Raw genomic sequence first — 19,049 nt, forward strand, 5'->3', positions numbered from 1 at the left:
GCGACATTGTGACGGGCGCCGCGGCCCTTCGTGATGGCGTCGGTCCCTCACATCACACTTGCAAGGGTCACACTCGCGCCAGCGCTTCACGACAGGCGCTCGCACAACGCTGGCCGATGCTGGAAAGCCTCCAGGCTGCAGCGATCTTTTGATTCCCGAACAGTCAATGCACGACAACGTGTTTCATATTGTTGCGCGATGTCGCATATCTCCAATCCCCGTCGCTTCGTCGGAGCCTGCCGGCGTCACGCATCCAATGGCAGTCCCCGATCATCGTTGCGATCGCGGCTTGAGACCATCGAGGAGAATGTGATGAAGTTTCCACTTCGAGGAGTTTGTCTTGCGTTTGGCGCCAGCCTGGCGCTGTCCGGCGCCGCCATGGCGCAGGACATCAGTGTTGCCGTGGTCGGCCCGATGACCGGTTCGGAGGCAAGCTTCGGCCTGCAGTTCAAGAACGGCGCTGAACTGGCCGTCGCCGACATCAACGCGGCCGGCGGCCTGCTCGGCAAGAAGCTGAAGCTGGAGATCGGCGACGATGCCTGCGATCCCAAGCAGGCCGTGTCGGTTGCCGAGAAGATGGCCAGCATGAAGATCCCGTTCGTCGACGGACATTTCTGCTCGTCGACCTCGATTCCCGCCTCGGATTCCTATGCCGAGGGCAACGTGCTGCAGATCACGCCGGGCTCGACCAACCCGCTCTATACCGAGCGCGGGCTGTGGAACACGTTCCGCGTCTGCGGCCGGGACGATCAGCAGGGCCAGGTCGCGGCCGCCTACATCATCAAGAACTACAAGGGCAGGAACGTCGCGATCATCCACGACAAGACGACCTACGGCAAAGGCCTCGCCGATGAGACGCGGGCGGCCATCAACGCCGCCGGCGTCAAGGAAAAGCTCTATGAAGCCTACACCAAGGGCGACAAGGACTTTGCCGCGCTGGTGTCCCGCTTCAAGCGCGAGAACATCGACTTCGTCTATGTCGGCGGCTACTACGCCGAGGCCGCGCTGATCTTGCGCCAGATGCGCGAGCAGGGCGTCAATGCGGTGCTGATGGGCGGCGACGCGCTGGTCGACAAGCAGTTCGCGGCGATCGCGGGTCCGCTTGCCGAAGGCTCGCTGTTCACCTTCTCGCCAGATCCGCGCAAGAAGGAGACCGCGGCCGCGGCCTTGAAAAAGTTCAAGGACAAGGGCATCGATCCCGACGGCTACACGCTCTACAGCTACGCCGCGTTCCAGATCTGGAGCCAGGCCGTCGCCAAGGCTCAGACCACCGACGCCAAGAAGGTCGCAACGACCATCAAGGCCGGCAAGTGGGACACCGTGCTCGGCAACATCAGCTACACGCCGAAGGGCGACATCACGCTGATCGACTACGTCGTCTACAAGCGTGACAAGGACGGCAACTACGCCGAGCTGGCCGGTCAGTGACCGCGCGCCGCGCACCGGCGCGGCTGCCGGCCGGTGTCGCGGCTGTTTCTTCCTGGTCGGCTGGCAGCGATTAACCCGCGGTCACACATTCTGCGCGAAGCGCGCCGCGCCCGCCACCGGGGCCAGCCATTTCACCGCGCGATCGGTGTAGATCTCCGCCTGGGGCTGCAGCCCTTCCAGACTGTCGAGCGTACCGGCCTTCACCACGACCTTGCCCGGCATCAACGCGGTTGTCGCGAACAGCGGCGACCCGCAGGTGCCGCAGAAATGCCGGTGCACCGGCTGGCCGCTGTCGCCCTTGTCGATGAACACACGGGTCTCACCGGACTGCTCGTAGTCGGCCTCCCTGACCACGAGGTTGAACGAGAACAGGCTCCCGCTCTGCCGCTGGCAGTGCGTGCAATGGCAGATCGCGATCGAGCGCGGCTCGCTCGTCAGCCTGTAACGCACCGCTCCGCAAAGACAGCCGCCTTTTCGACCCTGCATGATATGTCTCCGATACGATTTCAGCCCCATCCCCGTCATTGCGAGCGGAGCGAAGCAATCCAATCCATCTATCCCCGTGCCGAGGCGTGGATTGCTTCGCTTCGCTGGCAATGACGGGCGTGGATATATTTACCTTCAGACATCGCCGATCACGGCGTCGATGAACGTCGTGGCCGATTCCCGCAGCTGCTTGCGGCTGTATCCGGCCCGCTCCATTACGGCGAGCCCTCGCGTGAAGGTCACGATGACGCGTGCCAGCCGGTTGGCGTCGGCGACGCTTCGTCTGGCGGGCACGGCGCCGATCGCCTTGCCGATCAGCTGCTCGAGCCGGCTCAGCACGCCTTGCACGCGGCGACGCACGTCCTCGCTCGAAATCGCTGCATCGAGCGCAGTGCGTGTAGTCAGGCATCCCCGCGCCGGCGCGCCCTCCGTCATGTTGACGATGATCATGTCAAAGAAATTGCGCAGGCCAGCGGCAGGATCGCCCGAAGCTAGCGCGCTTCCGGCCGCGTGCAGGAACTGTTCGGCATACTGGTCGAACGCGCGCAGGAAGATCGCTTCCTTGTCGCCATAGGCATTGTAGAGGCTGCCGCGCTGCACGCCGGTCGCGGCGGCAAGGTCCTGCATCGTCGCGTCGTGTAGCCCCTTGCGCCAGAATACGTCGAGCGCGGTCGCGATCAACGCGTCCTCGTCGAATTGCCGCACCCCCACCATCCGGTCCGCTCCCTCGGTTCATTCTTGACATCATCGTCAATGTTGACATGATTGTCAAGAATGATCCCGCATGAGGTCCGTATGATTACCGCCGTCACTAAGTTCGTCTTGCCAAGTCCGATCACGCGGGAGGAAGCGCGCCGCACCTTCCTCAGCACCGCGCCGATCTATCGCGGCGTCCCGGGGCTGTTTCGCAAGACTTATCTGCTGTCCGACGACGGCACGACGGCGGGCGGCGTTTATTTCTGGAACTCGCGGCTGGAAGCCGAAGCGCTGTACACGGACTCCTGGCGCGCCCAGGTGCGGGAGAAATATGGTGTCGATCCGACGGTGACCTATTTCGAAAGTCCCGTCGCGGTCGACAATATCGCGGAAAAAATCCTTTCCGACGAGTAGGACGAATGCAGCCGGCGCGTGTGCCTGCGCCTGCTGCCCGCATGCCAATCGTGAAGAGCTCCCACCTTGTGCCGGGTGAGCACGCAAGGCTAGTCTACCTGCAAGCAAAAAGACTGCAGGGAGCCGTCACGATGAATCAACATCAATCCTCAGATCCGGCTTCCGTCCCCGTGTTGCCACGCCGCAGGCTCGGTCGCACCGGGCTCGACGTCTCCATCCTCGGCTTCGGCACTGCGCCGCTCGGCGATCTCTTTGCGCGGCTTGATGATGCCGCGGCGATCGCAGCCGCGGAGCGGGCGTTTGCGCTCGGCGTCAATCTCGTGGATTCCTCGCCGCTCTATGGCCATGGCCTCGCCGAGCATCGTTGCGGCACCGCGCTGCGGCGGGTGGCGCGCGACGGGATCGTGGTCTGCACCAAGGTCGGGCGCTGGATGGATCCGTTCCAAGGCCGCGGCGACGGCTCCAACTTCGCCGGCGGACAGCCGCATCGCGCGGTGTTCGACTATTCCTATGACGGCACAATGCGCTCGGTGGAGCAGTCGCTGCTGCGGCTCGGCACCGACCGCATCGATTTGCTGCTGATCCATGACGTCGACGTCTGGACCCACGGCGCTGATGCGATCGAGGCCCGGTTCCGCGAGGCGATGGACGGCGCCTATATCGCGCTCGACAAGTTGCGCGGCGAGCGCGTGGTCAAGGGCATCGGCATCGGCGTCAACGAGGCCGACATGTGCGTGCGCTTCGCCAAGGCCGGAACCTTCGACACCATGCTGCTCGCCGGACGCTATTCGCTGCTGGAGCAGCCGGCGCTCGCCGAATTCCTGCCGCTGGCTGAGACGCAAGGCATCGGCGTCATGCTTGGCGGCGTGTTCAATTCCGGCATTCTCGCCACCGGCGCGGTCGCCGGCGCCAAATATAATTACAAGGAAGCACCACCTGAGGTGATACAGAAAGTCGCCGCGATCGAACGCGTCTGCCGCATCCATGGTGTGGCACTGCCGATCGCGGCGCTGCATTTCGCCCTGGGCCATCCGGCGGTCGCGAGCCTCGTGCTCGGCGCGGTGACTCCCGAGGAAGTCGAGCGCAATGTCGCTGCCTTGTCGACGCCCGTCCCCCCTGCGCTGTGGCGCGATCTGAAGGCCGAGCGGCTGCTCGACGACGGCGCGCCGGTGCCGGCATGATGCGGATCGATGCCCATCACCACGTCTGGACGCTGGCTCGCGCCGATTACGGCTGGCTGACCGACAATCTTGCGCCGATCTATCGCGATTTCGGTCTGCCCGACCTGAAGCCGCATCTCGAGGGTGCGGGGATCGAAGGAACGATCCTGGTGCAGGCGGCGGCGACCGAAGCGGAAACCTCATTCATGCTCGACGTCGCCAAGGGCAGCGATCTCGTCCGCGGCGTGGTCGGCTGGATCGATTTCGATGCGGAGGATGCCGCGGCGCGCGTCGATGCGATCGCGGCGCGCGACCTGCTGGTCGGGCTGCGGCCGATGGTGCAGGATATCGCGGATGACGACTGGCTGCTGCGCGAGAGGCTGGCCGCGCCGTTGCAGGCGATGGCGCGCCACGGCCTCGTGTTCGATGCGCTGGTGCTGCCGCGCCATCTGCCGCGGCTGGTGCAGGTGGTCGACCGCCATCCCGATCTGCAATTCGTGCTCGATCATCTCGGCAAGCCGCAGCTTGCTAGCGGCGATATCGCGGCCTGGAAGGAGAGCATCGCCGATCTTGCCACGCGCGCCAACATCGTCTGCAAGCTGTCGGGCCTCGCCATCGAGGCGGCGCCGAACTGGCAGGTGGCGGATCTGCGCGAAGCGGTCGATCACGTGCTGGGGTGCTTCGGGCCGCAGCGCCTTTTGTGGGGCAGCGATTGGCCAGTGGTCAATCTCGCCGGCGGTTATGCGCAGTGGTTCGCGGCCAGCGAGACCTTGCTGGCTGATTTGTCAAGTAATGCCAAGAATGCGATTTTCGGCGGCAATGCGGCGCGCGTCTATTTGTCAAGTCGCGGCCGGCCACCCTCCCTGAAATAGATTCCCGCCGGCGCCAAATTTGATCCACAGCGCGCCTTGATGAATCATTCCGGGATGGTCCATAAGCGGCGTCCGCGTCGCCAGAGCAAGCCAATTTCTGAACGGCTCATGCTCAAACCAGAAGTCCCGGTGGCGCAACGGATTGAGAGAGACGAGCGTGGCAAAGATTCATCATCAGATTGCGCAGGAGCTGGGTGTTCGCGACGAGCAGGTCGAGGCGGCGGTGACGCTGCTCGACGGCGGCGCAACCGTCCCGTTCATCGCACGCTACCGCAAGGAGCTCACCGGCGCGCTCGATGATGCGCAGCTGCGTACGCTGGAGGAACGGTTGACCTATCTGCGCGAGCTCGAGGAGCGCCGCACCGCTGTGCTCAATTCGATCCGCGAACAGGGCAAGCTCGACGCCGCGCTCGAAGCCCAGATCATGGCTGCCGACAGCAAGGGCCGCCTCGAAGATATCTATCTGCCGTACAAGCCGAAGCGCCGCACCAAGGCCGAGATCGCCAAGGAGGCCGGGCTCGAGCCGCTCGCCGACCTCTTGATGGCGAAGCCCGAGAACGATCCGAACGACGCCGCCGCGCCGTTCGTCGACGCCGAGAAGCAGGTCGCCAACGTCGCCGCCGCCCTGGAAGGGGCCCGCGCGATCCTGGTCGAGCGCTTCGCCGAGGACGCCGATCTGATCGGCGCGCTGCGCGAGGAGATGTGGTCGAACGGCATCATGGCCTCGACCGTGCGCACCGGCAAGAAGACCGAAGGTGAGAAGTTCAAGGACTATTTCGATTTCAGCGAGCCGCTGACGAAGTTGCCGTCGCACCGCATCCTGGCGCTGTTCCGCGGCGAGAAGGAGGAGATCCTCGATCTCGCGATCAAGCCGGAGGCGCAGGAGCCGGTGGTCGGCGTGCCCAGCCCGTATGAGCTGAAGATCATGCATCGCTTCGCGATCTCCAACCAGGGACGCAAGGGCGACAAATGGCTGGCAGAGACGGTGCGCTGGGCCTGGCGCACCAAGATCCAGATCCATCTCAACATCGACCTGCGGATGCGGCTGTGGACGGCGGCTGAGACCGAGGGGGTGCGGGTGTTCGCCTCCAATCTGCGCGACCTCTTGCTTGCCGCGCCGGCCGGGGCGCGCGCCACCATGGGGCTCGATCCCGGCTATCGCACCGGCGTCAAGGTCGCGGTGGTCGATGCCACCGGCAAGGTGCTGGCGACCACTGCGATCTTCCCGCACGAGCCGCAGCGGCGCTGGGACGAGGCGCTCGCGATCCTCGGCAAGCTCGCGATCGAGCACGGCGTCGAGCTGATCGCGATCGGCAACGGCACGGCTTCCCGCGAGACCGACAAGCTCGCGACCGAGCTGGTGAAGCGTTTGCCGGAGCGCAAGATGACCAAGATCGTGGTCTCCGAGGCCGGCGCATCGGTCTACTCGGCCTCCGCCTTCGCCTCGAGCGAGCTGCCCGATCTCGACGTCACCATGCGCGGCGCGGTCTCGATCGCCCGGCGCCTGCAGGACCCGCTCGCCGAGCTGGTCAAGATCGATCCGAAGGCGATCGGCGTCGGTCAGTATCAGCATGATCTCGGCGAGGCCAAATTGGCGAAGTCGCTGGACGCCGTGGTGGAAGACTGCGTGAACGCGGTCGGCGTCGATGCCAACACCGCCTCGGTGCCGCTGCTCGCCCGCGTGTCCGGCATCGGGCAGGGGCTGGCGCAGAGCATCGTGCAGCACCGCGACGCCAACGGCCCGTTCAAGTCGCGCAAGGCGCTGAAGGACGTGCCGCGGCTCGGCCCCAAGGCATTCGAGCAGTGCGCCGGCTTCCTGCGCATCACCAATGGCGACGATCCACTCGATAATTCGGGCGTGCATCCGGAAGCCTATCCGGTGGTGCGCCGGATTCTGGAAGCGACCAAGAGCGATATCAAGGCGCTGATCGGCAACACCGACGTGGTGCGCGGGCTCAAGCCGCAGGCCTTCGTCGACGACACCTTCGGTCTGCCGACCGTGACCGACATCCTGCGCGAATTGGAAAAGCCCGGCCGCGATCCGCGTCCGGCGTTCAAGGCCGCGGTGTTCAAGGAAGGCGTCGAGGAGGTCAAGGACCTCAAGCCGGGCATGATTCTCGAGGGCACCGTCACCAATGTCGCCGCATTCGGCGCGTTCGTCGACATCGGCGTGCATCAGGACGGATTGGTGCACATCTCGGCGATGTCGAGGACCTTCATCAAGGACCCGCGCGAGGTGGTGAAGCCGGGCGACATCGTCAAGGTCAAGGTTCTGGACGTCGAGGTCGCGCGCAAGCGCATCGCGCTGACGCTGCGGCTCGACGACGAGGTCGGGCCGAAGAAGGAGAATTCAGGCCCGTCGCGCGATTTCTCGCGCGGTTCGGCCAAGATGACCTCGTCAGCCCCGCGCCGGCCGCAGGAGCAGTCCGGCGGCGCACTCGCCGACGCACTGCGCCGCGCCGCCGAGAAGAGCGGCCGCGGCAAGCCGACGTAAGGGCGCCGCTCGTCTACCTGGCTACAGCTCGCCCGCCGCAAACCGCTTCAGCGCATCCGCGACGCCCTTGCCGTAGGCCGGATCGGCCTTGCTGCAATTGGCGACGTGCCGCTCCTGGATATGCCGTGCGGCCTTGCCGACCTGGCGGGCGGTATTATCGAACAGCGCCTGCTGCTGCGCCGCGCTCATCTTGCGGAACAGATTGCCGGGCTGCTGCCAGTGGTCGTCGTCGACGCGGTGATCCCAGTGCGCGGCCGCGCCTGACAGCTCCAATGGCGGCTCGTTGAGCTGCGGCTGATCGCTCCATTCGCCCGCGCTGTTCGGCCAGTAGCTCAGTTGGCCGCCGAGATTGCCGTCGGTGCGCATCGCACCGTCGCGGTGGAAGCTGTGGAACGGGCATTTCGGCGCGTTGACCGGGATCTGGTGGTGGTTGACGCCGAGCCGGTAGCGCTGCGCATCGCCATAGGAGAACAAGCGCGCCTGCAGCATCTTGTCCGGCGAATAGCCGATGCCGGGCACCACGTTGGCCGGGGTGAACGCCGCCTGCTCGACCTCGGCGAAGAAGTTCTCCGGATTGCGGTTGAGTTCGAAATATCCGACCTCGATCAGGGGATAGTCCGCCTTCGGCCAGACTTTCGTCAGATCGAACGGATTGAACGGAAACGCCTTGGCCTGCGCATCCGTCATCACCTGGATGAACAGCGTCCAGCGCGGGAAATCGCCGCGCTCGATGCTCTCGTAGAGATCGCGCTGGTGGCTCTCGCGGTCCCGGCCGACCAGCGCCTCGGCTTCGGCGTCGGTCAGGTTCTGCACGCCCTGCCGGGTGCGGAAGTGGAATTTCACCCACGTTCGTTCATTGTCGGCATTGATCAAGCTGTAGGTGTGGCTGCCGAAGCCGTGCTGATGCCGGAAGCTCCGCGGGATGCCGCGCTCACTCATGACGATGGTGACCTGGTGCAGCGCCTCCGGCAGCAGCGTCCAGAAATCCCAGTTCATGTCGGCATCGCGCATCCCGGTGCGCGGGTGGCGCTTGATCGCGTGGTTGAGGTCGATGAAGCGCAGGGGATCGCGGAAGAAGAATACCGGCGTGTTGTTGCCGACCACGTCCCAATTGCCTTCGTCGGTGTAGAACTTCAATGCGAAGCCGCGGATGTCGCGCTCCGCATCGGCCGCGCCGCGCTCGCCGGCGACCGTCGAGAACCGCGCGAACATCGGCGTCTGTTTGCCGATCTCAGAGAAGATGCTGGCCTTGGTGTAGCGGGTGATGTCGTGGGTCACGGTGAAAATGCCGTGCGCGCCGGCGCCCTTGGCATGCATGCGCCGCTCCGGGATCACTTCGCGGTGAAAATGCGCCAGCTTCTCGATCAGCCAGACGTCCTGCAGCAGCGCCGGCCCGCGCGGCCCGGCGGTCAGGATGTTCACATTGTCCGTGACCGGCGCGCCGGAGGCGTGCGTCAGGAACGGTGGCTTGGTCTCGTCGCTCATCGAAGGCTCCTTGCGTGTCGAAGACAACGTTTCGCGATCCAGGCGCGCGAGGCCCGGGGCGAAACGTGTTTGCGTTGCTGGTTGGGCCACGGCCGGGCGCGCCGTGAGTGCGCGTCGGCCGATCGACCCGATGAAATCGAGGCCCTGAACTGCGCCTCTGCATGATCAACAATTAGAAATCCCGGCGCATCGACTCAACGCGGCAAGCCCGCCGAATCCAGCCAAATATCCGCTGATTCCGGCCAACAGCGATGGCACGCGCATGCCGACAGACGCCGCGCGCGCCGCGGCGACGATACCTCGTCGAAGCTAAATCCGGCGTCAGAATCTGGCGCATTTGTAAGTTGAAGTCGGGGGTGCACGCGCGTCTGCTTCTCTCGTCGCGGCGATGCGCTCGTTGCCGCGATCCTGATCAAGGAGATGTTCGATGAACAACAAGTTTCTCACCTGTCTCGCGGCAGCCGCGATCGGCGTCAGTGTCGCGCTCGCGCCTGCGGCGGCCTTTGCCCGAGGTGGCGGCGGTGGTGGTGGCGGTCATGGTGGTGGTTTCGGCGGCGGCGGTCATGGCGGCTTCGGAGGCGGCGGCTTCGGCGGTGGCATGCACGGCGGCGGTTTTGGTGGCGGCATGCACGCCGGTGGCTTCGGCGGCGGCATGCGTGGCGGCGGCGCCATGGCGTTCGCCAGCGGCGGCGGGGCACGTTTCGGTGGCGGTCCTGGCTTTGGCGGCGCCCGCTTTGCAGCCGCGCCGATGGGCCGTGCGGCGATCGGGCCGCACATTGCCGGCGGCGCATTCCACGGCGGTCATGGCTTCCATCACGGTTTCCACCACAACCGATTCCATCGCTTCGCCTTCGTCGGCGGGCCGTTCTATGGCAGCTACTACGACGGCTGCTGGCGCCGAACATTGACGCCTTACGGATGGCAGTGGGTCAACGTGTGCGGCGATACCTGGTACTAAGCTGCAACGAACCGCACTGTTGTCGCGGTCGTCGCCAGGCGTTCCAGCCTGCCCCAAATTGGGATAGTCTGGCGGCGGCCGTCGCGGGGCGCTCGGAGTGTTCGATACAATAACTGGAGCTCACCGCCGTATTCTCGTCGTCGAGGACGATCCGGAAACCGCGGGGCAACTCGCCGAGGAGCTCACCAGCAGCGGTTACGATGTCGATCTTGCGGCCAACGGCCGCGAGGCGCTGCATCAGGGCGCGGCGCGCGACTATGCCGTGATCACGATCGATCGCATGCTGCCCGACATCGACGGCATCGCGGTGATGCGCCAGATGCGCGACGACGGCATCGCGGTGCCGTTCCTCATCATCAGCGCGCTCGGAGAGGTGGATGATCGCGTGCGCGGCCTGCGCGCCGGCGGCGACGACTATCTGGTCAAGCCGTTCTCCTTCGTCGAACTGCTGGCGCGTCTGGAAGCGCTGGGCCGGCGCAGCGAGACTGTTGCCAAGGAGACCATCCTGCGGGTCGGCGATCTCGCGCTCGATCTGATCGCCCGAACGGCAAGCCGCGGCAGCCGCAAGATCCCGCTGCTGCCGAAGGAGTTTCAGCTGCTCGAATATCTCGTGCGCAACGAGGGCCGGGTGGTGTCGCGCGCCATGCTGCTGCAGCACGTCTGGGATCTGCACTTCGATCCCTCGACCAACATCATCGACGTCTATGTCGGCCGCGTCCGCCGCAAGGTTGACGACCAGCAAGCCTATCCGCTGATCCACACCATCCGCGGCATCGGATATTGCCTCCGTGCTCCTGGCTAAGACGCTCAGGTCCTCGACGTTCCGCCTGGCGCTGATCGCGATCGGCGCCTTCGGCCTGATCGTCGCGGCGATCTTCGCCTATGTCTACTGGTCGACGGTCGCCTATGTGCGCAGCGAATCCGACCGCGCGATCATGACCGAACAGACCAACCTGCGCGAGGCCTTTGCACGGTCGGGGCGCGACGGGTTGGTCGCGCTGATCGGCCAGCGCATCGCCGATCGGGGCTTCGCCGGTCACGTCTATCTCCTTGCCGGGCCCGATGCGGCGGTGCTCGCCGGAAACCTCAAGCAATGGCCGTCCGGCGCGGCCGCGCAGGGATGGACCGAATTCCGCGCGCCGATGTTGCCGGCCAATCCGCTGGTGCGCGCCGTGACGGAGCGGCTGGCGAATGGCGACGACCTCTTGGTCGGCCGCGACATCGGCGATCTTGACGGCTTCATGGCGCGGATCAGGGTGGCGGGCATCGCGGTTGCCGGGCTGATTGTCGTGCTGGCGGCCGTCGCCAGCATCGGGGTGACGCGGCGTACGGTCGGGCGCATCGAGTCCATTAATGCGACAAGCCGCGCGATCATGCTGTCCGGGCTCGATCGGCGCATCCCGCTGCGCGGTAGCCATGACGAGTGGGATCGCGTCGCCGAAAACCTCAACCTGATGCTTGACCGCATCCAGACGCTGATGGGCGACGTCAAGCAGGTCAGCGACAACATCACACACGATCTGCGCACGCCGCTGACGCGGATGCGCGGCCGGCTCGAGAAGGCCTATCACGCACAGCGGAACGGCGAGGCCGATGCGGCGCTGATCGGCGACACCATCGCCGATCTCGATACGGTGCTCAGGATGTTCGCCTCGCTGACGCGGATCTCCGAGATCGAAACGCGGGCGAGGCGAGTCGCGTTCCGCAGCGTCAATCTGGTCGAGATCGCCGGCGAGGTGGTCGAGCTCTACGATGCCGCCGCCGAGCGCGACGCCACCCGGCTCGATCTGGCCGGCGATGCTGAGGTCCTGTTGACCGGCGATCGCGACCTCCTGTTCGACGCCATCGCCAATCTCGTTGACAACGCCATCAAGCACGGCCGCGCCGGCGGGCGGGTGAGCGTGACATGCTGCAACAGCGACGAGGGCGCCGTGATCGCGGTCGCCGACAACGGCCCCGGCATCCCCGCCGGCCAGCACGACCGGGTGTTCAAGCGCTTCTACCGCCTCGAGCAGAGTCGCTACACCCCCGGCAACGGCCTCGGCCTCAGCCTGGTCGCTGCGGTGGCGAGCCTGCACGGGGCCCGCATCGAGCTACGCGACAATGCGCCGGGGCTGCTGGTGCAGCTGTATTTTCCGCCAGCAGCGAGTGGAACGTAGGTGGGCAAGTAAGCGTAACGCGACTCCATCTAAAGCTGTCGTCGCCCGGCTTGACCGGCTTGACCGGGCGATCCAGTACGCCGCGGCCTAGCGGCTCGATAACGACTACCCCACCTCACAAATTGATCACCCCGCGCCGGGCCGCATGCGCCACTGCGTCGGTGCGGCCGGTGGCGTCGAGCTTGTCGAGCAGGGAGCCGACGTGAAACTTTGCGGTGTGCACGGAGATGCCGAGACGCTGTGCGATCATCTTGTTGGAGGCGCCCTCGGCGAGCAGCGCCAGCACGTCGAGCTCGCGCGGCGTCAGCTCGAACTCGCCGGCCGCGTCCACGGCCTCGCGGCCGCGCACGACGATCGCCGCTGCGGCTTGTTCCCCCGGTGCAGCGAGGCGCAGGCCGGCGACGCCGCCGAGCAGCGTCGCCAGCCGGTCGGCCAGCGCGGGATCGTCGATTTCGAGCGCGATCACGACATCGGGCGAAGCGTCGTCGCTCACGTCCCGGGCCTCTCGCCGATCGTCACGTTGACATTCAGCGGCTCGCCGCCGCGATGCACCGTCAGCTCGACCGCCGTGCCGACGCTCTGCGGCCCGAGGCTGCGCGCCAGCGCCCGCACCCCGGCCAGCTGCTCGCCGTTGACCGCGACGATCACGTCGCCCTGCCGGATGCCGGCCGCCGCCGCTGGGCCGGCCTTGTCGACATTCATCACCATCGCGCCAAAACCGTCGTCGAGCCGCACCGGTTGCAGCCCGACGCCGAGATACCCGCGCGCGATGCGGCCGCTTGTCTCGAGCTGCGCTGCGACCCGCTGGATGGTTGCGGCCGGAATCGTCAGCACGCGCCGCGGGCCGAGCACCGCCATGCCGAACGGCGCGCCGGCGGCATTGAGCGCGAGACCACCCTGCTGGCTGTACCGCAGCCGGACGTCGAGCTCGATCCTCGCGTCGATCTCGCCGCCGCGCAGGCTGCGCCAGGCGGGGCCCGCGCGCGACACCATGCCGAGCCGCGCGGTCGCAGCGCCGCGGTCGGCCGCAACGACGACGGTCAGCGATCCCAACGCGGGGGTCTCGGCCGACAGCTTCGCCGGCGCGATGTCGCCATCGAACCGCAGCAGCGCGATGTCGGTGGTATGGTCGCGTCCGGCGATGGTCGCCTTTCGCGTGCTGCCATCGGTGAGCGCGATCTCGATCTCGCCGTCATCGGCGAGGGCTTCGTCGGCGGTGACGATAAAGCCTGGTTTCCAGACAAAGCCGGAGGCCCGCACACGATGCGAATGCACCGAGACGATGGCGGGCGCGGTTCGCGCGACGGTCTCCGAAAGGGCTGCTGAGAGCGAGGCGAGGGCGGTCGGGTCGGTCATGGGAAACTCCATTGGCTTCCCTCAATCTGGGATGCCGGAGCCGGCAGCGAAACTGGCCGGATGGGCAGGGGGCGGCCGAGCCGCCCGGAACCCGCGCTCAGCTGAGCCGGCGCAACGTTGCCTTCGGGGTTTCGCCGAATTTGGCGCGGTAGGCGCTCGCCATCCGGCTCAGATGGGTAAAGCCGAGGTCGAATGCGATATCGACGATGCGCTCGCCGGGCCCCGCCGACTTCAGCCGTGCATTGAGCTGGGCGAGGCGAATATCGAGCAGCATCTCGGAGACCGTGGTGCCGAAGTGGCGGCGGAAGCCGATCTGCAGCGCGCGAATGCCGGTGCCCGCGATCCCGGCGAGCTCGGCAAGATCGAGCGGTTCGGTGGCGCGGGTCTCGAGATAGGCCCGCGCCCGCTTCAGGGCGGCCGGCTGTGTCTCGGCGCGGCCGTTGAAGACGTCGATGGCGGCGCTCAGGCTGTGCCGCTGACCGTTCAGCAGGGCATTGAGCAGTGTCTCGCGCCACTCGACCGTCGCGATCGCGGACATTCTCCTGTGCGGCCCGAGCTGTTCGGCGTGCGTGACGAGGTGGTCGATTTTCACGGTCAGCGCCTGGCCGAGCGAGCGCGTCAGCGCGACCTCGGGCGCAAATTCGACCGGCCGAGCGGTCGTGCCGCCGAGCGCAGCGGCGCGATGCTCCACCAGCTTGCGGTCGAGCAGCACGATGAGCTGGGCGCAATCGCCACGCCAAATCATCTCGGTCGGAATGGTCGGCGACAGCAGCGATGCGCTGTGCTGCGGTCCGGTCGTCACCTCGCGCGCGGCGGTGCTGATCGCGGCCGAACCGTGCAGCGGCACCTGCAGCAGGAAGAAGCGATCGAGGCAGCCGGGATTGATCGCGACCGATCCGCCATAGGCGACATAGTTGACGGAGAAGCCGTCGAACGCCGCGCAATTGTGGATCGCGAAGAACTCCGCGTCCGAGCGATCCACCGGCGTCAGCCTATGCGGGCAGAAGATGCGGCCGACGGCTTCGGCGGCGTCGTCGACGCGTCCGGTTGCGACACGAGCGAAATCCTTCAGCCGCGTCGTCGCGAAAACCTCGTTGCCCGTCGCAATCACGCCGGCCGCCCCGGAGTTGTTTGAGGTCTAAAGCATCATGAGCCTAATCTATCCGCGGCCAAAGCGGAACGCCGTTTCAGCGCGCAATCTGCTCAATCGGGACGCAGCCTGGCGGCGAGGCGTCCGCGCCACCCGTGGGCTTTCGCATTGCAGCATAGTCGCATGAAGCAACGGATTCGTTTAGCGGCTAGACAGCCCCCGCGGCGGGCGACAGGCTCGGTGCCGGCAATGCGCATCAACACTGGAGAGGCTGACATGGGCGCGCTCGAGAAAGGCATCACCCGCAACGGCACCGGCTACGGCGGCAAGACCTGGAACATCCTCGGCCAGGTCTATTATCCGAAGGCCGTCACCGACTCGACCTTCGCATTCGAGACCAACAGCGATCCCGGCCAATTCGTGCCGGTGCACATCCACCCGACCCAGGACGAGTTCATCCTGGTGCAGGAGGGCGCGCTCGACCTCAAGCTCGACGGCGTTTGGGTGCAGGCCAAGGCCGGCGACCTCGTGCGCATGCCGCGCGGCATCCCGCACGGCTATTTCAACAAGTCGGATAAGCCAGCGCGGGCGCTGTTCTGGGTGTCGCCGATGCAGAAGCTCGAGGCGCTGTTCGACAAGCTGCACAATCTGCAGGACCCGGCCGAGGTGGTGCGGATCTCCGCCGAGCACGAGGTGGATTTTCTGCCGCCGGAAGCCAACGACTAGGCGCCGGCCGAAACTGACAATTGGGTACGCGATACGGCCATCGCCGGGCTGGTCCCGGCGATGACGGGGATGCGTGCGCCTGGCGAATGGCAGTTCACTCATTGCGGAGCGGAGTCATGATCAAGCAGAAGCATGTGTGCGTGATCGGTGCCGGCGTGTCCGGGCTCGCCGCCGCCAAGGCGTTTGCCGAGCGCGGCCACAAGGTATGCATCATCGAGCGCAGCGGCGATCTGGGCGGCGTCTGGGAGCCGGCGCGCTCCTATCCCGACGTGCAGACGCAGAGCCCGAAGGATCTCTATCGCTACACCGACAAGGCGATGCCGGAGTCCTATCCGGAATGGCCGAAAGGGCCGCAGGTCCATGCCTATTTGCGCGACTACGCTCGCAGCCACGGGCTCGATCGCGCGATGCGGTTCGAGACGAAGGTCGAGGCCATGCAGCGCCGGGCCGACGGCAGACCGGGCTGGACACTCGCGCTGCGCTCGACCGACGGCGCCAGCGGGCATGAGGATTTCGATTTCGTCGCCGTCTGCACCGGCCAGTTCAACGAGCCGCAGACGCTGCCGCTGCCCGGCGAGGACGGCTTCAGGGCGCAGGGCGGCCAGATCCTGCATTCCTCGCAATATGCCCATGCCGATCTCGCCAAAGGACGCAAGGTGGTCGTGCTCGGCGGCTCCAAATCGGCGACCGACATCGCGGTGAACGCGGTCAATTCCGGCGCCAGGGAGGTCACCATCGTGTTTCGCGAGCCGGTCTGGCGGATTCCTTACTTCGTCGGCGGGCTCGTCAACTTCAAGCGCATCCTCTACATCCGCGCCCAGGAGCAGATGTTCGCGAGCTGGGGCATCGGCCCTGCCGCGCGGCTCGCGCATGCGCTCGCCAAGCCATTCGTGTGGGCGAACTGGCGTGGCCTCGAGAGCATGCTGAAGATGCAGCTCAAGCTGAAGCGGTGCGGCATGGTGCCGAAGGAGCGGATCGAGGACGGCGTCAACTGCTCGGTGCCGATCGCGACCCCCGGCTTCTACCCGATGGTCGCCGATGGCCGCATCAAGGCGGTGCGCGGCACCTTCGATCGTTACGACGGCAACACCATCGTGATGAGCGGCGGCCAGCGCGTCGCGGCCGATATCGCGGTGCTCGCGATCGGCTACAAGCTCGGCCTGCCGTTCCTGGCGCCGGAGTATCAGGCCAAGCTGGTCGAGCCCGACGGGCAGTACCGGCTCTATCGCCTGATCGCCAATCCCGATCTGCCCGACATGGGCTTTGTCGGCTTCAATTCCAGCTTCTGTACCGTGCTGTGCGCCGATCTTGCCGCGAACTGGCTGGTGCGTTACGCCGACGGCCAGCTCGCACGTCAGCCAAGCGCCGCCGAGATGAACGACAACATCGCGATGATGCTGAACTTCAGGCGCGTCGAGCGCCCGGCCGCGGGCGTCTATGGCGGGCTGTGCGTCGCGCCCTACCATTTCAAGCATTTCGACGAGCTGCTCGCCGACATCGGCACCAAGGCGTCGCGCCGCAATCCGCTGGTCGAAAAATTCACGCCGCCCGACGCCGACGCCTATGCGCGCTTCCTCGCGACGGCGCCGGACTATAAGGCGGTGGCCTAGCCAGAAGTGACGAAGCGGAGGCGTGCGCCACCAAAACCTCGAAAACAACCCCATGCAAAGGAGCAGGCGGCCGCCGGCACCCGGAAAAAAGCTCGGAAAGGCCCTTGACGCGTCGGGCAACTCAGTGGTATTTTTTCATTATTCCGAAATATGCGGGCGGACCGGCACCACGTTCGCGCGCCATGTGATGGATCGCCGCCTCGACGGCGCCGCGCGCGACCTGAGGGCCGACGATGTTCGGCCGTGCGATCGGTGACTTCGCGTTCGACTGGGGCTTCCCAGAACTTTCGCATTTCACGCGGTGCTTCCGCCATCGCTTCGGCTGCACGCCGGGTGAATGGCGGCGTGGCGGCTAAGCGACGGTTTGGAAATCACCCTGCCGCGGCGCGGCGGCAGGCGGGGTGCGAAGACTGATGTCACACCCCGACCGCGTTGCGCGCGATCACGTCGCGATAGAACGCCGCGCTCAGCTTCGGTCTGCGCTCCTGGGTCTCGAAATTGACCCGATAGAGGCCGAAGCGCTTCTCGTAGCCGAAAATCCATTCGAAATTGTCCATCAGGCTCCATAGGAAATAGCCATGGACCGGGACGCCTTCGGCGGTCGCGCGCTGCAACTGGGCGAGGTAATTGCGCAGGAACATGATGCGGTCGAGGTCGTAGATCTGCCCGTCGGCATGCACCTTGTCCTCGCCGGAGGTGCCGTTCTCGCTGATATAGATGCTCTCGATGTTCCAAAGTCTCGCGGCAATCCGCGGCGCCCAGTAGATCACCTCCGGTGCGATGCGCAGCCATTCCGAGCTCATGTGCGGGAATGAGCCGGGCATCGGCAGCGGCTGCCAGCCCGGAGGCTTGTCGGTCGCGATGACGTAACACTGCGGCGCGTAGATGTTGAGCCCGACAAAATCGTTGGGCTGGCCGATGATCTTCAGCTCCTCTGCGGTGAATTTCGGCGCGTTCGCGCCGGCATAGGCCAGGAAACCTTCGGTGTACTTGCCTTCGAGCACGACGCCGAGAAAGCCGGAATTGAGTTCGCGCGTCGCAATCTCGGTGGCGCGGATGTTCTCCGGCGCGTTGAACGCGGGCACGCAGGCGGTGATGTTTTCCGCCGGTCCGACCCGCGTGCCGGCGCGGCCTTTAGCGCGGATCGCCTGCACGGCGAGGCCATGGGCCAGCGCGACATGGTGGCGCGCCTGGTTGACCTCGGCCGGCGCCAGCTTCAGCCCCGGCGCATCGATGCCGAGAGCATAGCCGAAGGGGAGGAAACGTCCGACCTCGTTGAGGGTGAAAATGTTCTTCACCCGGTCGCTCAGCCGCCCGGCGACATGACCCGCATAGTCGGCGAACGCCTTCGATGTGTCGCTGGAGCGCCAGCCGCCGACGCGGTCCTGCAGCGCCTGCGGCAGGTCCCAGTGATAGAGCGTGGCGTAGGGTTCGATGCCGTTCGCCAGCAACTCGTCGACCAGGCGGTTGTAGAAGTCGAGGCCCTTCGGGTTCGGCGCGCCGGTGCCGTCCGGAAACACGCGCGGCCAGGCGATCGAGAAGCGATAGGCCTTCGCGCCGAGCTGCCGGATCAGGCCGACGTCTTCCTTGTAGCGATGATAGTGATCATTGGCGCGATCGCCGGTGGTGCCGTCCTCGATCTTGCCCGGTGTGTGGGCGAACGTGTCCCAGATCGATTTGCCGCGGCCGTCCGCGTCGACAGCGCCCTCGATCTGATAGGAGGAGGTTGCCGTGCCCCAGACGAAACCCGCCGGAAAGCTGGCCCCGTCCGGCGCTGGCACGCCATCCGCCGCCGCAGCGGGCGCCGCCAGGCCGAGCGCAGAGAGGCCAGCGAGGCTTGCAAACTGCCGGCGCGAGAAGTTACCGAACATTGCTGGCCCTCGTCGTGTCGAACTGGTGATTGGAGATATGCCTTGCGGGTCCGGTGAAGAACGTCAATTCCATGATTGGGCCACTGCCGTTTTAGGTCGGATGCAGGTTAGCCTTCCATCGTAGGGCCGAGCAACAAGCGCGCGATGGCGCGGCACCGGATGTCAATGTCGCAGAGTTTTCAGTTCTGTGGCGACATTTTCTCCTCTAGATTGCTTGCTAGGTCCTTCCGGGACGATAGCCCAA

The 19,049-nt window shown here is 65.9% G+C and carries 18 protein-coding genes; 11 read left to right on the top strand and 7 right to left on the bottom strand.

Annotated features, from left to right (window positions below; all coding sequences use genetic code 11):
* Positions 1 to 312: 312 nt before the first annotated feature.
* A complete protein-coding gene (locus J6500_RS18515; RefSeq protein ID WP_225714127.1) occupies positions 313 to 1,428 on the top strand; it encodes a branched-chain amino acid ABC transporter substrate-binding protein in 1,116 nt (371 codons plus the stop codon).
* Between the two features lie 81 nt (positions 1,429 to 1,509).
* Here the strand turns inward: J6500_RS18515 and J6500_RS18520 are convergent, their stop codons facing one another.
* Both J6500_RS18520 and J6500_RS18525 read right to left on the bottom strand, forming a co-directional pair.
* Complete coding sequence (locus tag J6500_RS18520) at positions 1,510 to 1,914, bottom strand: GFA family protein (protein WP_225714128.1); 405 nt, start codon at positions 1,912 to 1,914, stop codon at positions 1,510 to 1,512.
* Between the two features lie 135 nt (positions 1,915 to 2,049).
* Complete coding sequence (locus tag J6500_RS18525) at positions 2,050 to 2,628, bottom strand: TetR/AcrR family transcriptional regulator (protein ID WP_225714129.1); 579 nt, start codon at positions 2,626 to 2,628, stop codon at positions 2,050 to 2,052.
* Between the two features lie 81 nt (positions 2,629 to 2,709).
* On the opposite strand from J6500_RS18525, the gene J6500_RS18530 reads away from it, so the two are divergent.
* The 4 genes from J6500_RS18530 (at position 2,710) to J6500_RS18545 (ending at position 7,550) form a co-directional block, all read left to right on the top strand.
* Complete coding sequence (locus J6500_RS18530) at positions 2,710 to 3,024, top strand: monooxygenase (RefSeq protein WP_225714130.1); 315 nt, start codon at positions 2,710 to 2,712, stop codon at positions 3,022 to 3,024.
* 131 nt (positions 3,025 to 3,155) lie between these two features.
* Complete coding sequence (locus tag J6500_RS18535; protein WP_225714131.1) at positions 3,156 to 4,205, top strand: aldo/keto reductase; 1,050 nt, start codon at positions 3,156 to 3,158, stop codon at positions 4,203 to 4,205.
* Positions 4,202 to 5,056, top strand: coding sequence for an amidohydrolase family protein (locus tag J6500_RS18540; protein ID WP_225714132.1), 855 nt, complete (start codon positions 4,202 to 4,204; stop codon positions 5,054 to 5,056). Before J6500_RS18535 ends, J6500_RS18540 begins: the two co-directional genes overlap by 4 nt.
* A 157-nt stretch (positions 5,057 to 5,213) precedes the next feature.
* The gene (locus J6500_RS18545) at positions 5,214 to 7,550 is read left to right on the top strand and encodes a Tex family protein (RefSeq protein WP_225714133.1); all 2,337 of its coding nucleotides are present in this window, start codon (positions 5,214 to 5,216) and stop codon (positions 7,548 to 7,550) included.
* 21 nt (positions 7,551 to 7,571) lie between these two features.
* Here J6500_RS18545 and J6500_RS18550 read toward each other — a convergent pair whose 3' ends face one another.
* The gene (locus tag J6500_RS18550) at positions 7,572 to 9,035 is read right to left on the bottom strand and encodes a catalase (protein ID WP_225714134.1); all 1,464 of its coding nucleotides are present in this window, start codon (positions 9,033 to 9,035) and stop codon (positions 7,572 to 7,574) included.
* Positions 9,036 to 9,462: 427 nt separating this feature from the next.
* Here J6500_RS18550 and J6500_RS18555 point away from each other — a divergent pair, with 427 nt between their 5' ends.
* From J6500_RS18555 to J6500_RS18565, 3 genes are all read left to right on the top strand, one after another.
* Positions 9,463 to 9,993 (top strand): hypothetical protein, encoded by a 531-nt coding sequence (locus J6500_RS18555; protein ID WP_225714135.1) that lies wholly within the window; start codon positions 9,463 to 9,465, stop codon positions 9,991 to 9,993.
* Between the two features lie 109 nt (positions 9,994 to 10,102).
* Complete coding sequence (locus J6500_RS18560; protein ID WP_225714211.1) at positions 10,103 to 10,795, top strand: response regulator transcription factor; 693 nt, start codon at positions 10,103 to 10,105, stop codon at positions 10,793 to 10,795.
* Positions 10,782 to 12,152, top strand: coding sequence for a sensor histidine kinase (locus tag J6500_RS18565; RefSeq protein ID WP_225714136.1), 1,371 nt, complete (start codon positions 10,782 to 10,784; stop codon positions 12,150 to 12,152). The genes J6500_RS18560 and J6500_RS18565 overlap by 14 nt, the downstream gene beginning before the upstream one ends.
* Positions 12,153 to 12,267: 115 nt before the next feature.
* Here the strand turns inward: J6500_RS18565 and J6500_RS18570 are convergent, their stop codons facing one another.
* From J6500_RS18570 to J6500_RS18580, 3 genes are all read right to left on the bottom strand, one after another.
* The gene (locus J6500_RS18570; RefSeq protein WP_225714137.1) at positions 12,268 to 12,645 is read right to left on the bottom strand and encodes a response regulator transcription factor; all 378 of its coding nucleotides are present in this window, start codon (positions 12,643 to 12,645) and stop codon (positions 12,268 to 12,270) included.
* The gene (locus J6500_RS18575; protein ID WP_225714138.1) at positions 12,642 to 13,508 is read right to left on the bottom strand and encodes a S1C family serine protease; all 867 of its coding nucleotides are present in this window, start codon (positions 13,506 to 13,508) and stop codon (positions 12,642 to 12,644) included. The genes J6500_RS18570 and J6500_RS18575 overlap by 4 nt, the downstream gene beginning before the upstream one ends.
* Before the next feature lie 97 nt (positions 13,509 to 13,605).
* Positions 13,606 to 14,619, bottom strand: coding sequence for an AraC family transcriptional regulator (locus tag J6500_RS18580; RefSeq protein ID WP_225714139.1), 1,014 nt, complete (start codon positions 14,617 to 14,619; stop codon positions 13,606 to 13,608).
* 255 nt (positions 14,620 to 14,874) lie between these two features.
* On the opposite strand from J6500_RS18580, the gene J6500_RS18585 reads away from it, so the two are divergent.
* From J6500_RS18585 to J6500_RS18595, 3 genes are all read left to right on the top strand, one after another.
* Positions 14,875 to 15,324 (top strand): cupin domain-containing protein, encoded by a 450-nt coding sequence (locus tag J6500_RS18585; RefSeq protein WP_225714140.1) that lies wholly within the window; start codon positions 14,875 to 14,877, stop codon positions 15,322 to 15,324.
* 116 nt (positions 15,325 to 15,440) lie between these two features.
* Entirely contained in the window at positions 15,441 to 16,934 is a 1,494-nt protein-coding gene (locus tag J6500_RS18590; protein WP_225714141.1) for a flavin-containing monooxygenase, read from the top strand.
* A 233-nt stretch (positions 16,935 to 17,167) separates the two neighbouring features.
* Complete coding sequence (locus J6500_RS18595) at positions 17,168 to 17,290, top strand: helix-turn-helix domain-containing protein (RefSeq protein WP_225714142.1); 123 nt, start codon at positions 17,168 to 17,170, stop codon at positions 17,288 to 17,290.
* 60 nt (positions 17,291 to 17,350) lie between these two features.
* Here J6500_RS18595 and J6500_RS18600 read toward each other — a convergent pair whose 3' ends face one another.
* On the bottom strand, positions 17,351 to 18,805 hold the full coding sequence (locus J6500_RS18600) for a GH1 family beta-glucosidase (protein ID WP_225714143.1): 1,455 nt from the start codon (positions 18,803 to 18,805) through the stop codon (positions 17,351 to 17,353).
* Positions 18,806 to 19,049 lie beyond the last annotated feature (244 nt).

It is taken from the genome of Bradyrhizobium semiaridum (assembly GCF_020329505.1).
GTDB classification, from domain to species: Bacteria; Pseudomonadota; Alphaproteobacteria; order Rhizobiales; family Xanthobacteraceae; genus Bradyrhizobium; species Bradyrhizobium semiaridum.

Excerpts from the sequence above, each read along its gene's own strand:
- J6500_RS18515 (WP_225714127.1), top strand. The coding sequence starts at position 313 with ATGAAGTTTCCACTTCGAGGAGTTTGTCTTGCGTTTGGCGCCAGCCTG.
- J6500_RS18520 (WP_225714128.1), bottom strand. The coding sequence starts at position 1,914 with ATGCAGGGTCGAAAAGGCGGCTGTCTTTGCGGAGCGGTGCGTTACAGG.
- J6500_RS18525 (WP_225714129.1), bottom strand. The coding sequence starts at position 2,628 with ATGGTGGGGGTGCGGCAATTCGACGAGGACGCGTTGATCGCGACCGCG.
- J6500_RS18530 (WP_225714130.1), top strand. The coding sequence starts at position 2,710 with ATGATTACCGCCGTCACTAAGTTCGTCTTGCCAAGTCCGATCACGCGG.
- J6500_RS18535 (WP_225714131.1), top strand. The coding sequence starts at position 3,156 with ATGAATCAACATCAATCCTCAGATCCGGCTTCCGTCCCCGTGTTGCCA.
- J6500_RS18540 (WP_225714132.1), top strand. The coding sequence starts at position 4,202 with ATGATGCGGATCGATGCCCATCACCACGTCTGGACGCTGGCTCGCGCC.
- J6500_RS18550 (WP_225714134.1), bottom strand. The coding sequence starts at position 9,035 with ATGAGCGACGAGACCAAGCCACCGTTCCTGACGCACGCCTCCGGCGCG.
- J6500_RS18555 (WP_225714135.1), top strand. The coding sequence starts at position 9,463 with ATGAACAACAAGTTTCTCACCTGTCTCGCGGCAGCCGCGATCGGCGTC.
- J6500_RS18575 (WP_225714138.1), bottom strand. The coding sequence starts at position 13,508 with ATGACCGACCCGACCGCCCTCGCCTCGCTCTCAGCAGCCCTTTCGGAG.
- J6500_RS18585 (WP_225714140.1), top strand. The coding sequence starts at position 14,875 with ATGGGCGCGCTCGAGAAAGGCATCACCCGCAACGGCACCGGCTACGGC.
- J6500_RS18590 (WP_225714141.1), top strand. The coding sequence starts at position 15,441 with ATGATCAAGCAGAAGCATGTGTGCGTGATCGGTGCCGGCGTGTCCGGG.
- J6500_RS18595 (WP_225714142.1), top strand. The coding sequence starts at position 17,168 with ATGTTCGGCCGTGCGATCGGTGACTTCGCGTTCGACTGGGGCTTCCCA.
- J6500_RS18600 (WP_225714143.1), bottom strand. The coding sequence starts at position 18,805 with ATGTTCGGTAACTTCTCGCGCCGGCAGTTTGCAAGCCTCGCTGGCCTC.